10 protein-coding genes are annotated in these 14472 nt (G+C 66.0%); 8 read left to right on the top strand and 2 right to left on the bottom strand.

Annotated features, from left to right (window positions below; all coding sequences use genetic code 11):
* Positions 1–78: 78 nt before the first annotated feature.
* Positions 79–1488 (bottom strand): 3-deoxy-D-arabino-heptulosonate 7-phosphate synthase, encoded by a 1410-nt coding sequence (locus tag OKW29_RS22945; RefSeq protein WP_429292723.1) that lies wholly within the window; start codon positions 1486–1488, stop codon positions 79–81.
* A 371-nt stretch (positions 1489–1859) separates the two neighbouring features.
* Between OKW29_RS22945 and OKW29_RS22940 the strand changes: the two genes are divergently transcribed.
* The 8 genes from OKW29_RS22940 (at position 1860) to OKW29_RS22905 (ending at position 14035) form a co-directional block, all read left to right on the top strand.
* Positions 1860–3110, top strand: a complete 1251-nt coding sequence (locus OKW29_RS22940) for an MFS transporter (RefSeq protein ID WP_429292722.1) — start codon at positions 1860–1862, stop codon at positions 3108–3110.
* Positions 3111–3443: 333 nt separating this feature from the next.
* Complete coding sequence (locus OKW29_RS22935) at positions 3444–4307, top strand: TetR/AcrR family transcriptional regulator (RefSeq protein WP_429292721.1); 864 nt, start codon at positions 3444–3446, stop codon at positions 4305–4307.
* Between the two features lie 212 nt (positions 4308–4519).
* Entirely contained in the window at positions 4520–7018 is a 2499-nt protein-coding gene (locus OKW29_RS22930; RefSeq protein ID WP_429292720.1) for an acyl-CoA dehydrogenase, read from the top strand.
* Between the two features lie 144 nt (positions 7019–7162).
* A complete protein-coding gene (locus OKW29_RS22925; protein WP_429292719.1) occupies positions 7163–8578 on the top strand; it encodes a 3-oxoacyl-ACP reductase in 1416 nt (471 codons plus the stop codon).
* A gap of 14 nt (positions 8579–8592) precedes the next feature.
* Positions 8593–9525 carry a MaoC/PaaZ C-terminal domain-containing protein gene (locus tag OKW29_RS22920; RefSeq protein WP_090804158.1) on the top strand — a complete coding sequence of 311 codons (933 nt, stop codon included), beginning with the start codon at positions 8593–8595 and terminating at the stop codon, positions 9523–9525.
* Positions 9526–9584: 59 nt separating this feature from the next.
* Complete coding sequence (locus tag OKW29_RS22915) at positions 9585–10886, top strand: acetyl-CoA C-acetyltransferase (protein ID WP_429292718.1); 1302 nt, start codon at positions 9585–9587, stop codon at positions 10884–10886.
* Between the two features lie 325 nt (positions 10887–11211).
* Positions 11212–12999, top strand: coding sequence for an AMP-binding protein (locus OKW29_RS22910; RefSeq protein WP_429292717.1), 1788 nt, complete (start codon positions 11212–11214; stop codon positions 12997–12999).
* A 97-nt stretch (positions 13000–13096) separates the two neighbouring features.
* Positions 13097–14035 carry a DUF1571 domain-containing protein gene (locus tag OKW29_RS22905; RefSeq protein WP_429292716.1) on the top strand — a complete coding sequence of 313 codons (939 nt, stop codon included), beginning with the start codon at positions 13097–13099 and terminating at the stop codon, positions 14033–14035.
* Here the strand turns inward: OKW29_RS22905 and OKW29_RS22900 are convergent.
* The gene (locus OKW29_RS22900) at positions 14032–14460 is read right to left on the bottom strand and encodes a hypothetical protein (RefSeq protein WP_184071265.1); all 429 of its coding nucleotides are present in this window, start codon (positions 14458–14460) and stop codon (positions 14032–14034) included. The genes OKW29_RS22905 and OKW29_RS22900 overlap by 4 nt on opposite strands.
* Between the last annotated feature and the right edge of the window lie 12 nt (positions 14461–14472).

Raw genomic sequence — 14472 nt, 5'->3', positions numbered from 1 at the left:
CGCGCGCGCCACCTCCAATGCAATCGCGCCGCGACTGCGGCACAGCGCTTGCGTTGGCCCCAGGCAGACCTGGCAGGCCTAGCGCGCCGCGCTCAACCGTCTTGCGTCGGCGATGCCGACGGCGGCCCGCAAGTCGTCCGGATGAACCATCAATTCGCGGACCTCGCGCAGCGTCGCGTACTGGTCGACCACCGTCCGCCATCTCGGCGATTCGAGCAACTGATGCCACACCGGTTCCAGCACCGCGCAATCGGCATCGCGGCCATCCGCCAGTGCGGCCGCGAAATCGAGGCTGGCGTGCGCCGACAGCAGCTGCATCCGGCTCGCAGGGCCCAGCACGCGCGGCGCCGCTTCGACGGGTGCGTCGCAGCAATAGAGCACGGTCCTGCGAAGACCGGCCCTGTCGCTCGTCAGCGCGGCGAGCGACGCGCCGCTCAAACCCACCGTCCCCTGCTGCGTCCGAAACGGGTAGACGGTGTGCGGGTCCGCATGCGCAAGCAGCGTCAGTCCACGCACGAGCCGCGGCAGATCGGTGGTGGCCGCATCGACCGATGCCTTCGCTTCGACGAGCAGGCAGACGTCCCACGCCGCCGCGTCGGCCGGGGGTTGTGCCTGGCGCAGCAGCACCACGTCCCATTCGGTTTTCGCGCGCTCGTGGCTCGCGGGTATCGCGGCCGGCACGCGCATCGAGTTCACCACACGGTAAGAGGCGAGCGCACCCTGCGCATCATTGAGGCGCCGCGCGAGCGCGTCGAGCGCGTCGGCGGCCGATGCCTCGACCGCGGCGCCGCGCTGCTTCGAACTCAAGCCTCGTGCCACGGCAGTCGAGCTTCCCGGGCGCGGTCCCTGGCGATCCCACAGCGTCTGGTACTGACGCACGCGCTCGTCGGACGCGAGCGCGTAAAGACGGCGCAAGCGCTGCAAAGCGGCACTCTCCAGCAATTGCGCGAGGCCGCGTTGCAGCGCCGCGTCGTGCGCGATTTGCGGCGTATCGATGCAAGCTTGCACGGCTTCGGCCAGCTCGGGCCACGCTTCGGCGAACGCCAGCGCGTGCAGACGCGCCAGCGCGTCGCGTTGCAGGCCGGGTAGCAGCCGCTGCTGTTTGGCCGGATGTGCGATCGCATTGACGGCCGCGTAGATCAGCCGGCGATCGACGCTCGCGTGCGCGGCCAGCGACGCGTACTCGCGCACCACCGTGCTGCGATGCCGTAGCAGCATCGCCTGAAACACCGGGTCGCCGGCTTCCTCGCGCATCGCCTCCCGAATCATGCGCGCGAGCGCCTCGACGAAGAAGCGCTGGTTCGCCGCATCCGGCGCTTCGCCACGCGCGCTCGCCTCGCGAGCCTGCTCGATCGCGAGCGCGAGCACGGTGGCGGGTCTCGCTTGCTGCGTCGGCGCGCAGACGGCCGCGAGCGCCGGCAGGCGATAGCGACGCGCGACAGCGTCGAGCATCTCGTCGAGCAACGAAGGCGGTGGCGTCAAGGACATAGCGATATGTCGATCAGTTGGCGAAATAACTGTACATGAAGGTTCGATGCGGCGCGCGGACCGGTACGGGCCGCCCCGTCAAAACGCCATTGCCATAAACTTCATAAAAAATGGGCGTAGGGAAATCCCGATAAACATTACGAAATACCAACATGATTCGAACCGGCAATTACATTTTTCCGACATTAAACATGCATGACGAATTCAGCACGAAAATTGCGCTCCGGATTAACACGGAGAAAACCGGCTTCAATCACGCAGACGCTTAATGCTCGGCGTACACTCGCCGGGAAGCGCTTGTCATAAGGCGCAAAGGCTACGGTGCCGTCCGCGATCAAACGCGGTTTTGTGGAGACTCAGGAGAACGATCAATGAGCTGGACTCGGGAACAGAGAAACGTCACGATCGCCGCCTATCTAGGCTGGACGCTCGACGCATTCGATTTCTTTCTGATGGTGTTCGTATTGAAAGATATCGCGCAGGAATTCAATACGGACATTCCGTCGGTCGCGGTCGCGATCATGCTGACCTTGATGATGCGCCCGCTCGGTGCATTAATTTTCGGCTGGCTCGCCGACAAATACGGCCGCCGTCCGACGCTGATGCTCAATATCGCGTGCTTCTCGTTGCTCGAACTGCTGTCCGGTCTGTCGCCGAACCTGATGACGCTGCTCGTGCTGCGCGCGCTGTTCGGTATCGCGATGGGCGGCGAATGGGGTGTCGGCGGCGCGCTGACCATGGAAACCGTGCCGCCGAAGTCGCGCGGTATCGTCTCGGGTCTTCTGCAAGCCGGTTATCCGAGCGGCTACCTGCTCGCCTCGATCGTGTTCGGCCTGTTCTATCAATACATCGGCTGGCGCGGCATGTTCTTCGTCGGCGTGCTGCCCGCGCTGCTCGTGCTGTACATTCGCGCGCACGTGCCGGAGTCGCCCGCGTTCAAGACGCTCGAGAAGAAGGTCCGTCCCGGCCTCGTCGCAACGCTCAAGCAGAACGTCGGTCTGTCGATCTACGCGATCATCCTGATGACCGCCTTCAACTTCTTCTCGCACGGCTCGCAGGATCTGTATCCGACCTTCCTGCGCGTACAGCACCAGTTCGATGCGCACACGGTGTCGTGGATCACGATCACGCTGAACATCGGCGCGATCTGCGGGGGTCTGTTCTTCGGCTGGGCGTCGGAGAAGATCGGCCGCAAGCGCGCGATTTTCATCGCCGCGCTGATCGCGCTGCCGGTGCTGCCGCTGTGGGTCTTCTCGACCACGCCGATGCTGCTCGCGCTCGGCGCGTTCCTGATGCAGATCTCGGTGCAAGGCGCCTGGGGCGTGATTCCGGTGCACCTGAACGAAATCTCGCCCGATGAAATCCGCGCGACCTTCCCCGGTCTCGTGTATCAGCTCGGCAATCTGATTGCGTCGGTCAACGGGCCGCTGCAAGCGAAAATCGCCGAACTGCACGGCAACAACTACGCGCTCGTGATGGCGGTCGTGATCGGCATCGTCGCGATCTTGATCTGCGCGCTGATTCCGTTCAGCCGCGAGCGCCGCGGCATCGACATGACGCAGTCCGCGCGTGAAGTCGTCGGCGCGGAATCGACGGGCGGCGCGGTCGGAGGACAAGTTTAAGAGCTCGAGGCTTTCGAACCAGACGGCTAGCCAATACGCGTCAACGCGTGGGAGCCGGGTCAACCCGGCCGTCGAGCGCAAGGCCAGATTACATCGCAACACGACACGAGGCCGTTCCGATTCGTTCGGGACGGCCTTTTTATTTTCCGCGCGGCATGACGCGCCGCGCTTCGCCAGCATGGCTCCCCGACAGCTCTTCTAGAGGAGTTCGTCGAGCCCGTCCCTTGATCGCACCGACCATCCTTTCTTATCCTAAAAAAAACGGTCGTTTCAAATATCGATTTGAATCGCGTGTTTGCGAGCCGGCAGCCCCGGCAAGTGGGAGACGGCAACATGGCAGTTCGCACACCCGGCCGGCATGCCGGCGATACGAAGTCACGCATTCTCGACGCCGCGGAGACGCTGTTCATCGAATGCGGCTATGAGGCGATGTCGCTGCGCCAGATCACTTCGCGCGCCGAAGTCAATCTCGCGGCGGTCAACTATCACTTCGGCAGCAAGGAATCGCTGATTCACTCGATGCTGTCGCGCCGGCTCGATCAGCTGAACCGGGAGCGCCTGAAGCTGCTCGACCGCTTCGACGTCATGCTCGGCGCGCGCCTGACCTGCGAGCACGTGCTCGGCGCGATGTTCATTCCGGCGCTGCGTCTGTCGCGCGATCCGCGTGTCGGCGGCAAAGCGTTTCTGCGCCTGCTCGGGCGCGCCTACACCGATCCCTCGTCGTTCATCCGCGACTTTCTGAACGCGCATTACGAAGCGGTGGCGATGCGCTTCTTCGACGCGTTCCAGCGCGCGCTGCCGCATCTGCCGCGCGAGGAGCTCGGCTGGCGGTTGCATTTCGCGATCGGCGCGCTGTCGGGGGTGCTCGCCGGCACCGATACCGACAGCCTGATTGCCGAGTTCTCGCAAGGCAAGTCGATGAACGATCTGCAGCTCATCGCGCGCCTGGCGTCGCTGATGGTCTCCGCGCTGAAGGCGCCGCTGCCGGACGGCACGCAACTGGCCGCGTTCGGCGCCGTGCTCGGCGATGCGACCGACGGCGGCGTGGATAGCACGTTCGCCAGTGCGCAAGAACACACCAGCGGCGAGGAGACCGCGTGCGCAGTGGCACGCGACACGTTCGACAGCAACAGCCGCGGCGGCACTATCGAAGCGGCGCCGGCAAGCTATCAGCATGGGCTGCACGGCACCGCCTGACGAAGTCTCACGGCGTCATCGCGTCATCACTCGACGTAACCACCACACGTCGTACATGGAACCCGATCGAGCTCGCTTACCCGAGCAGTACATCTACGTTGCGCAGCTGCGCCGTGCCCGTCAGTCGAGTCGGTAAGACGCGGTAACGCCCGACGCAAGAGAGCGACTCGCAGCTGGCCCGGCGATTGCGTCACCACAGAGGAGGAAACGTCATGCCGTGGTTCATCCTGGCGCTCGTCATCGCCGCATTCGCTCTCGTCTACGTTCAGGCCCGCGCCTCATGGTGGCTCGCGGCGCTGATCGTCTGGGTCGCGGCCGCGCTCGTGAGCGGCGCGGCCGGCCCGCTGCTGACGACACTGCTCGCGATCGTGTTCGTACTCCCCGCCCTCGTGCTGACGATCAAACCGCTGCGCCGCGCATGGCTCGCGAAACCGGTGCTCGACACGTTCCGCAAGATCCTGCCGCAGATGTCGCCGACCGAGCGCGACGCGATCGAGGCGGGCACGGTCTGGTGGGACGCCGAGCTGTTCTCGGGCCGCCCGCACTGGGACACGCTGCTCGGCTATGGCCCGGCCATGCTCAGCGCCGAAGAGCAGACGTTCCTCGACGTCGAATGCGAGCAGCTGTGCGACCTCGCGAACGACTGGGAAACCACGATGGTCTGGCAGGACCTGTCGCCGCCAACATGGCAGTTCATCAAGCAGCACGGCTTTCTCGGCATGATCATTCCGAAGCAGTACGGCGGCAAACAGTTCTCCGCGTACGCGCATTCGCAGGTGATCATGAAGCTCGCGACGCGCTGCTCGGCCGCGGCCGTGTCGGTGATGGTGCCGAACTCGCTCGGCCCGGCCGAGTTGCTGATGCACTACGGCACCGACGCGCAGAAGAACTACTATCTGCCGCGTCTCGCGCGCGGCGAGGAAATCCCCTGCTTCGCGCTGACGAGCCCGTATGCCGGGTCCGACGCCGCCGCGATTCCCGATGTCGGCGTCGTCTGCAAGGACCTGCACGAGGGCCGCGAGACGCTCGGCTTTCGCGTCACGTGGGACAAGCGCTACATCACGCTCGGGCCGATCGCGACCGTACTCGGCCTCGCGTTCCGCGCGCTCGACCCCGACCATCTGCTCGGCGCGAACGACGAACCCGGCATCACCTGCGCGCTGATTCCGACCGACCACCCTGGCGTCGATATCGGCCGGCGTCACTGGCCGTTGAACGCGGTGTTCCAGAACGGCCCGAACTCGGGCAAGGACGTGTTCATTCCGCTCGACTGGGTGATCGGCGGACGCGCCCAGGTCGGCAACGGCTGGCGCATGCTGATGGAGTGTCTGGCGGCAGGCCGCGCGATCTCGCTGCCGTCGTCGAACGTCGGGATGGCGAAGATTGCCGTGCGCGGCACCGGCGCATATGCCGCGATTCGGCGCCAGTTCCGCACCGCCGTCGGCAAGTTCGAGGGCGTGCAGGAAGCGCTCGGCCGCATGGGCGGCAACCTGTACGTGATGGACGCCGCGCGCCGCCTGTCCGCGCAGGCGGTCGACCTCGGCGAAAAGCCGTCCGTCATTTCGGCGATCGCCAAATATCACATCACCGAGCGCGCGCGCCAGGTCATCAACGACGGCATGGACGTCGTCGCCGGCAAGGGTATTTGCATGGGGCCGTCGAACTTTCTGGCGCGTGCGTATCAGCAAATGCCGATCTCGATCACCGTCGAAGGCGCGAACATTCTGACGCGCTGTCTGATCATCTTCGGCCAGGGCGCGATTCGCTGCCATCCGTACGTGTTGAAGGAAATGACGGCGACGCGCGAGCCCGATCGCGCGAAAGCCTTGCGCGAGTTCGACGCGGCGTTCTTCGGTCACGTGAATTTCACGGTGTCGAACGTGGTGCGCAGCGCCGTGTATGGGCTGAGCGGCGGCGCGCTGATCGCGAAGCCGCGCCGCGCGTATGCGCCGCTCCATGCGTACTATCGCGCGGCGACACGTCTGTCGGCCGTGTTCGCGTTGCTCGCCGACGTGTCGATGTTCGTGCTCGGCGGCGATCTGAAGCGTCGCGAACGCATCTCGGGACGCCTCGGGGACGTGCTGTCGCAGCTGTTCCTGATCTCGGCGACGCTGAAGCGCTTCGAGGACGAAGGCCGACAGCACGACGACCTGCCGCTCGTGCGGTGGGGCGTCGAGGATGCGCTGTACAAGGCGCAGCACGCGCTCGACGGCGTGCTCGCGAACTACCCGAACCGGGTCGCCGCGACGCTCGTGCGTGTGCTCGCATTCCCATTCGGCCTGCCGCATCGCGAGCCGTCGGACCGGCTCGGCAGCGAGATCGCCGAACTGATGCAAACGCCCGGCGCCGCGCGCGAGCGGCTCGTCGCCGACTCGTACGTGCCGCACCCCGACGTCGATGCGCTCGGCTATGGCGAGCTCGCGTTCGCGCTCAATCCGCAGTTCACGCAAATCGAGCAGAAGCTGCGCGAGGCGGTGAAGCAGGGTCTGCTCGAACCGCTGCCGCAAAGCCTGCCGCAGTTCGCCGCATGGACCGATGCGGCGCAACGCCAGGGCCTCGTCGACGCGGACGAGCGGCGCGTGCTCGACGACTACGCGCGCTACGGCGCGCAGGTCGTCAAGGTCGACGATTTCCCGGCCGACTTCGACCTGCTCGCGAGCTTGCAACAGCGCAAGCACGCGCTCGAAAAGGCGCTGGAGCTGGTGGCCTGATGCCCGCGCTCACGCAGAAAAAACGACCGACCCGGCGCGGCAAACCGTACCCGAGTCACGCAACTCAAGGCACACTGACACACGTCCGGCGCCCCTGAAAATCACGGGGCTGCCCGCGGCGCGTCCAGCAGAGCAACCGATAACATGAACGACTCCTACCTGAAGTTCGTCAACTCGCCGTTCGGCGGCCGTCTCGCGCGCTCGCTCGGGCTGCCGAAGCCCGAGGTGCTGCGGCGCTATCGCGCGGACCGGCCCGAGTTCGACGGACTGATCGCGATCGGCGCGGGCCGCGAGCCGCGCCTGTTCGACGCGCTCGCGAGTCTGATCGCCACCATCGGCATGACGAGCGTCGCGCACGAAAGCGCCGGGCTGTGGGTGCCGCTCGCCCATCGCCACGGCCTGATGACCGGCCGCTTCGAGCCGGCCGAAGCCGGTGCGCCGGGCAAGCTTGCCGCGTTGATGTTCGACGCGAGCGGTATCGACGACAGCAGCCTGCTCGAACCGCTGCACGGCTTTTTCCACGACACGCTGCGCTCGCTCGGCAAGTGTGGGCGCATCGTCGTGCTGGGCCGGCCGCCCGAGGCCTGCGCGAGCCCGCGTCAGTGGACTGCCCAGCGAGCGCTCGAAGGGCTCGTGCGCTCGCTCGGTAAGGAAGCGCGGCGCGGCATCGCCGCGAATCTCGTGTACGTGGAGGAAGGCGCTGAAAACGCCATCGAGGCGACGCTGCGCTTTTTCCTGTCGCCGCGCTCGGCCTATGTGTCCGGTCAGGTGGTGCGGATCGCGGCACATGGCGCGCTGCCGCACGACGCGCCCGCGTTCGACTGGCGCCAGCCGCTCGCCGGCCGGCGTGCTCTGGTCACGGGCGCGGCACGCGGCATCGGCGCGGCGATCGCGAGCGTGCTCGCGGCCGAGGGCGCGCATGTGATCGGCCTCGACATTCCGTCCGCGCGCGACGCGCTCGATGCGACGATGCGGCAGCTGAACGGCAGCCCGCTCGCGTTCGACGTCGCCGCGCCCGAAGCGCCCGCGCAGATCGCCGCCGCGCTCGACGAGCTCGGCGTCGACATCGTCGTGCACAACGCCGGCATCACGAAGGACAAGACCATCGCGAAGATGACCGGCGCCGTCTGGCAAAGCGTGATCGACATCAACCTGAGCGCGCAGGAACGCATCGACGACGCGCTGCTCGCGGGCGGCATCCTGCGCGACGGCGGGCGCATCGTCGCGGTGTCGTCGATCAGCGGCATTGCGGGCAATCCCGGCCAGACCAACTACGCGACGTCCAAGGCTGGCGTGATCGGCCGGGTGCAGAGCATGGCGCCGCCACTGCGCGCGCGCGGCATCACGATCAACGCGGTCGCGCCCGGCTTCATCGAAACGCAGATGACCGCGAAGATTCCGCTCGCGATCCGCGAGGCCGGCCGCCGCATGAACTCGATGAGCCAGGGCGGCCAGCCCGTCGACGTCGCGCAGACCATCGCGTGGCTCGCGCATCCGGGCTCGGCCGGCGTGACGGGCCAGGTTGTGCGCGTGTGCGGTCAAAGCCTGATTGGCGCCTGAACGGGAGCATGGGTATGGACGAACCGCGTGATCCGTTCGGCAGCCGTCAGCTCGCTCCCGCGCCGGGCGACGGCGCGCGGCCGAAAACCGTCGTCATCGAAACGCTGCCCGCGCCGGCAAAGCTGTACGGGCGCGCGCTGACGGGCATCGTCAAGCGCGGCCGCGACACGCGGCTGCCGCCGTTGCGGCTCGTGCGCCCCGCCGTCGTGCTCGAGCCCGGCCCCGTGTGGCGCTATGCGCGCGTGTGCGGCTTCATTCCCGAGCACGGCGTGCCGCTGACCTACCCGCACCTGCTCGCGTTTCCGCTGCATCTGCTGATGCTGACCGACCCCGCGTTTCCGTGGCCCGCGCTCGGTCTCGTGCATCTGGCCAATCACGTGCGGCTGCGCCGCCCGCTCGCCTACAAGGACCTGCTGCGCATCGAGGTCGAATTCGGCGCGCTGCTGCGTCACGACAAGGGCCAGGCGTTCGTCGTGCATACGCGCATCTATCGGCGCGGGGAGGCGGTGTGGGACGGCGACAGCATCTACCTGAAGCGCGCGGTGCCGGCGCTCGGCCATCCGCTCGAAGCGTTGACGCTCGGCCCCGATGCGCTGCAACGGATCGCGCGCTGGCAGCTCGCGCCGCAACTGGGCCGCGACTACGCGAGCGCGTCCGGCGACTACAACCCGATCCACATCAGCGCGCTGTCGGCGAAGGCGTTCGGCTTTCCGCGCGCGATCGCGCATGGCATGTGGACGCTCGCGCGCGCGGCGTCGTCGCTGCAGCCGCCGAAGCCGCTCGCCGAAGCAACGCTCAGCGCCGAGTTCAAGGTGCCGATGCTGCTGCCGGGCGAAGCGTCGCTGTGGAGCGCATCGCCTTCGCTGATCGAGCGCGATCTCGAGGTGCGCGATATCGCCGGGGAAAAGCCGCATTTGCGCGGGCGCATGCAGTGGCGGCTGCTGTGAACCGCGAGCGCGCCGTTCGCATCGACCAATAATCTGGGAACGACCCAAAGGAGCCGAGCATGTCCCACCCGCAACCTGCCGCGCGCCGCGTCGCCGTCATCGGGGGCAACCGGATTCCGTTTGCCCGCTCGAACACCGCGTACGCGAGCGCATCGAATCAGGACATGCTGACCTTCACGCTGCAAGGGCTGATCGATCGCTATGACCTGCACGGCGTGCGTCTCGGCGAAGTCGCGGCGGGCGCCGTCATCAAGCATTCGCGCGACTTCAACCTGACGCGCGAGTCCGTGCTGTCCACCACGCTCGCGAAGGAAACGCCCGCCTACGACGTTCAGCAGGCCTGCGGCACCGGCCTCGAAGCCGCGATCCTCGTCGCCAACAAGATCGCGCTCGGGCAGATCGACGCGGGCATCGCGGGCGGCGTCGATACCACGTCCGACGCGCCGATTGGCGTCAACGAGCGCATGCGCAAGATCCTGCTCGAAGCGAATCGCGGCAAGAGTACCGGTCAGCGTATCGCCGCGCTCAGCAGGCTGCGGCCCGGCATGTTGTTCAAGCCGCTGTTGCCGCGCAACGGCGAGCCCCGCACGGGGCTGTCGATGGGCGAGCATTGCGAGCTGATGGCCAAGCGCTGGAACATCTCGCGCGAGGCGCAGGACGTGCTCGCGTACGAGAGCCATCGCAAGCTCGCCGATGCGTACGCGCGCGGCTTCGTCAACGATCTGATGACGCCGTACAAAGGCCTCGCGCGCGACAACAACCTGCGCGCCGACCTGTCGCTCGAAAGGCTTGCGAACCTGAAGCCCGTGTTCGACCGCGACGCGGGCACGCTGACCGCCGGCAACTCGACGCCGCTGACCGATGGCGCATCCGCGGTACTGCTCGCGAGCGAAGCGTGGGCGGCCGAGCGTGGCTTGCCCGTGCTCGCGTATCTGAGCTGGTCGGAAACCGCGGCGGTCGACTTTTTCGACAAGCAGGAAGGCCTTCTGATGGCGCCCGCCTACGCGGTGCCGCGCATGCTCGCGCGCGCCGGCCTCACGTTGCAGGACTTCGATTTCTACGAAATCCACGAAGCGTTCGCGGCCCAGGTGTTGTGCACGCTCGCGGCATGGCAGGATGACGAATATTGCCGCACGCAGCTTGGCCTCGCCGGCGCGCCTGGTGCGATCGACCGCGCCAGGTTCAACGTGAACGGCGGTTCGCTCGCGACCGGCCATCCGTTTGCAGCGACGGGCGGACGTATCGTCGCCGCGCTCGCGAAGATGCTGGCGCAACTCGACAAACCGGCCGGCAGCGCACGCGGGCTGATCTCGATCTGCGCGGCGGGCGGCCAGGGGGTCGTCGCGATTCTGGAACGCTAGGGCCTGTTCACGCTAATAACGGGCTTGCGCTGGCCGCCAGAAGGGCCGAGCGCAAGGATTGCGACGCAGCGAATACTCGACGTATTCGCAAGGAGCATGACGCGGCGATCGGCCCTTCTGGCGGCCAGCCCCTTGAAGGTTTTTTTAAAACAGGGGAACGTGCCTTTCCGCCCGTATTGCGGCGTCGGTCGTCGCTTGTTTGGCTCGGCCAAACGGCGCTCCTCTCTCCTTGCACTACGCGCGGAAAGGCACGTTCGCAAGCCCGTTATTAGCGTGAACAGGCCCTAGCGCGGCAGCGCATACCAACATTTTCAGGAGGCAACCGATGACCGAGCCCACCCAAGCCCCGCTGCACGTGCCGGACGCAGGCGGCACGCCTCGTCAAAACCCGGTGCCCCACCCCGCTCCGAACACCGACGGCATCTGGTACGCGTCCTATCCGGACGACGTGCCGCGCGACATCGACGTCACGCAATACGAGTCGATCGATCAGTTCTTCGACGAATGCATCGCACAGTTCCGCGAGCGCGTCGCGTACGTGAGCGTCGGCGCCAACCTGACGTACGGTGAACTGGGCCGCAAGGCGAGCGCGTTCGCGGCGTACCTGCAAAGCATCGGCGTGGAGCCGGGCGAGCGCGTCGCGATCATGCTGCCGAACACCTTCCAGTATCCGGTCGCGCTGTTCGGCACGATCAAGGCGGGCGCGGTGGTCGTCAACGTGAATCCGCTCTACACGGTGCGCGAACTCGCGCACCAGCTGAAAGACAGCGGCGCGCAGACGATCGTCGTGTTCGAGAACTTCGCGAAGACGCTCGAAGATGCATTGCCCGGCACCAAGGTGCGCAACGTGATCGTGACCGGGCTCGGCGATCTGCTCGCCGACGGCGCGAACCTGAAGGGACACCTGCTCAATTTCATGCTGCGTCACGTGAAAAAGATGGTGCCCCCTTTCAAGCTGCCGCAGGCGGTGCCGCTCCTGAAAGCGCTTTCGGCCGGTTATGCGCGGCCGCACACACCGGTGCGCGCGACCCACGAAGACATCGCGTTCCTGCAATACACGGGCGGCACGACCGGCGTCGCGAAAGGCGCGATGCTCACGCACCGGAACATCCTCGCCAATCTGTTGCAGGCGAAGGCGTGGGCCGCGGGGCAGTTGTCCGGCGAGGGCGAAACGGTGCTCACGCCGCTGCCGCTTTATCACATCTACTCGCTGACCGTGAATGCGCTGATCTTCATGGGGCTCGGCGGGCGCAACATCCTGATCGCGAATCCGCGCGACATGAAGCGCGTGATGATGATCATCCGTCACGAAAAATTCACCGGCATGACCGCGGTCAACACGCTCTATAACGCGTTCCTCGACAACGAGGAATTCTGTCGGCGCGACTTCTCGGACCTGAAGCTCGCGATGGCGGGCGGCATGGCGACGCAGAAAGCCGTCGCCGAGCGCTTCAAGGCGGTGACGGGCAAGCCGATCATCGAGGGCTACGGACTCACCGAGTGCTCGCCGATCGTCTCGATGAATCCGGTCGATCTGACCAATCTGCGCGACTTCGAGGGTTCGATCGGCTTGCCCGCGCCGTCCACGCAGGTGCGCTTCAGGAAAGACGACGGCAGCTGGGCCAATATCGGCGAGGCGGGCGAGCTGTGCGTGAAGGGCCCGCAGGTCATGAAGGGCTACTGGAACCGCCCCGACGAAACCGCGAAGGTGATCGACGACGACGGCTGGCTCGCGACCGGCGACATCGGCGTGATGGACTCGCGCGGCTTTATCCGTCTGATCGATCGCAAGAAGGACATGATTCTCGTGTCGGGCTTCAACGTGTATCCGAACGAAATCGAGGACGTGATCGCCGCGCATCCGGACGTGCGCGAAGTCGCCGCGATCGGCGTGTCCGACCCCGCGCAGGGCGAGCGCGTGAAGGTGTTCATCGTGCGGCGCACGCCGACACTGACCGCCGAGCAGGTGATTGCGTACTGCCGCAAGAATCTGACTGGCTACAAGGTGCCGAAGCTCGTCGAATTCCGCGACGAGCTGCCGCAAACCAACGTCGGCAAAATTCTGCGTCGTGCGTTGCGCGACGAGGAACTCGCGAAACAGAGGTCTGCCTGACGGGAATAAGCGTTGCTTCAAAGCGTTGTTGCTTTGTTGCTTCGCGTTATTGCCTTGCATGTTGCATGAGCGGCCGCGTCACTTTCTGGAGAAATTCATGAAGCACCGCATGTCCGCCCGTTCGCATCGCCGGCGACAGCGCTTGCCGGGTGCGCTGCTCGTCGCGCTCGGCCTGCTGTCGGTGCCGACGGCCTTCGCGCAGAACGACGATCGCCCGCCCCCGCTCAACACCGCGAGCGCCGTCAAACCGCCCACCACGCCGGCCGCGCAGGTCGGCAAGCTGACGCTCGACCAGCAGGTCAAATGGCTGCGCGCCGCGCAGCAAAGCGGCACGCTCGAAAAGCTCGACGACGCGCAACTGGTCGCGCTGTTCCAGTCGCTCGATCCGCTCGCGCTGCCGCGCTATATCAAGGAAGGGCCGAACGACTACCCGTCGTACGAGTTCACGATGTCGCGCTCCGAGCGCATTCGCGGCATCTGGCCCGACAAGCCCGATCACATGCTGGTGCGCGTCGCGCACGACCCGCTGCGCATCTACGCGAAGTGGCTGCCCGACGGCGCGCACGCGGGCCAGGAAATCATCTACGACGAATCGAAACGTAGCGACGAAACCTACGGCCACCTCGGCGGCATCATGAACGTGATGCCGTTGTGGACGTCGCTGACCGGCGCGCTCGCACGCTCGCAATCGAATCACAGCGTGCGCGATCTCGGCACCGAGTACGTTGCCGATCAATACCTGATTGAAGGAAAAAAATACACCGAGGCCGGCTTGCCTCGTTCGGTGCAGATCGAAGTGAAGACCATCGACGGTGTGCGCGTCGTCGCGTTCACGTTCGAAACACCGGTCGGCCAGCCACAGTTCTACTCGAAAAAGGAAACGCTCGGGCTCGATCTGCGTCATCCGTTCTTTCGCAGCGTCCAGTCTTACGACAACGACGGCAAGATTTTCGAGCAGATCGTGTTCGAGAGCATCACGCCGAAGACATTCGACGATTCGACCTTCGATCCGAAGAACAAGGACTACAAGTTCTAGCGCGCGCTGCGCGGCGTCAGCGCGAAGGCCACGTGGGCGGGTTGCGCATCCAGCCCCTCGCGCGCTTCGTGACGATGCTCGACGAAGCGTCCCGTGCGAAGCGCGAGGTGTTGCAGGACGAAGTAATCGGACGCGCGCGTGAAGCCGATCAGCGCGGGCATCACGTGCGGGGTCCGCCCATCGTCGAGCAGTGGCGCAAGGGTGGTGAACCAGAGCGCACCCGCATCGTCGCCAGTCTCGAAGGTCGGCAAGCGAAGATGCGCGGCATAGCGTGCGAACGACGCGCCGCATTCGAGCGTCGAGTCGACGATCGCGAACGCGCGCGCATCGTCAGCGCACGCGGCGGCTTGCGCGAGCCACGGCCATGCGCCGCCCGCGGCCGTCGCGAGGCATGCACCGGTGAGCATGAAAGTGCGTCGATCCATTGGCGTGTACGT

Source organism: Paraburkholderia sp. CI3, from assembly GCF_050436505.1.
Classification (GTDB): domain Bacteria; phylum Pseudomonadota; class Gammaproteobacteria; order Burkholderiales; family Burkholderiaceae; genus Paraburkholderia; species Paraburkholderia tuberum.
Note: the sequence above shows the minus strand (reverse complement) of the source record. Positions and strands in the feature narration are given on the sequence as shown.

Bases quoted from the DNA above. Each gene is read 5' to 3' on its own strand.
- OKW29_RS22930 (WP_429292720.1), top strand. From the start codon at position 4,520: ATGCCGTGGTTCATCCTGGCGCTCGTCATCGCCGCATTCGCTCTCGTC.
- OKW29_RS22925 (WP_429292719.1), top strand. From the start codon at position 7,163: ATGAACGACTCCTACCTGAAGTTCGTCAACTCGCCGTTCGGCGGCCGT.
- OKW29_RS22915 (WP_429292718.1), top strand. From the start codon at position 9,585: ATGTCCCACCCGCAACCTGCCGCGCGCCGCGTCGCCGTCATCGGGGGC.
- OKW29_RS22920 (WP_090804158.1), top strand. From the start codon at position 8,593: ATGGACGAACCGCGTGATCCGTTCGGCAGCCGTCAGCTCGCTCCCGCG.
- OKW29_RS22945 (WP_429292723.1), bottom strand. From the start codon at position 1,488: ATGTCCTTGACGCCACCGCCTTCGTTGCTCGACGAGATGCTCGACGCT.
- OKW29_RS22905 (WP_429292716.1), top strand. From the start codon at position 13,097: ATGAAGCACCGCATGTCCGCCCGTTCGCATCGCCGGCGACAGCGCTTG.
- OKW29_RS22900 (WP_184071265.1), bottom strand. From the start codon at position 14,460: ATGGATCGACGCACTTTCATGCTCACCGGTGCATGCCTCGCGACGGCC.
- OKW29_RS22935 (WP_429292721.1), top strand. From the start codon at position 3,444: ATGGCAGTTCGCACACCCGGCCGGCATGCCGGCGATACGAAGTCACGC.
- OKW29_RS22910 (WP_429292717.1), top strand. From the start codon at position 11,212: ATGACCGAGCCCACCCAAGCCCCGCTGCACGTGCCGGACGCAGGCGGC.
- OKW29_RS22940 (WP_429292722.1), top strand. From the start codon at position 1,860: ATGAGCTGGACTCGGGAACAGAGAAACGTCACGATCGCCGCCTATCTA.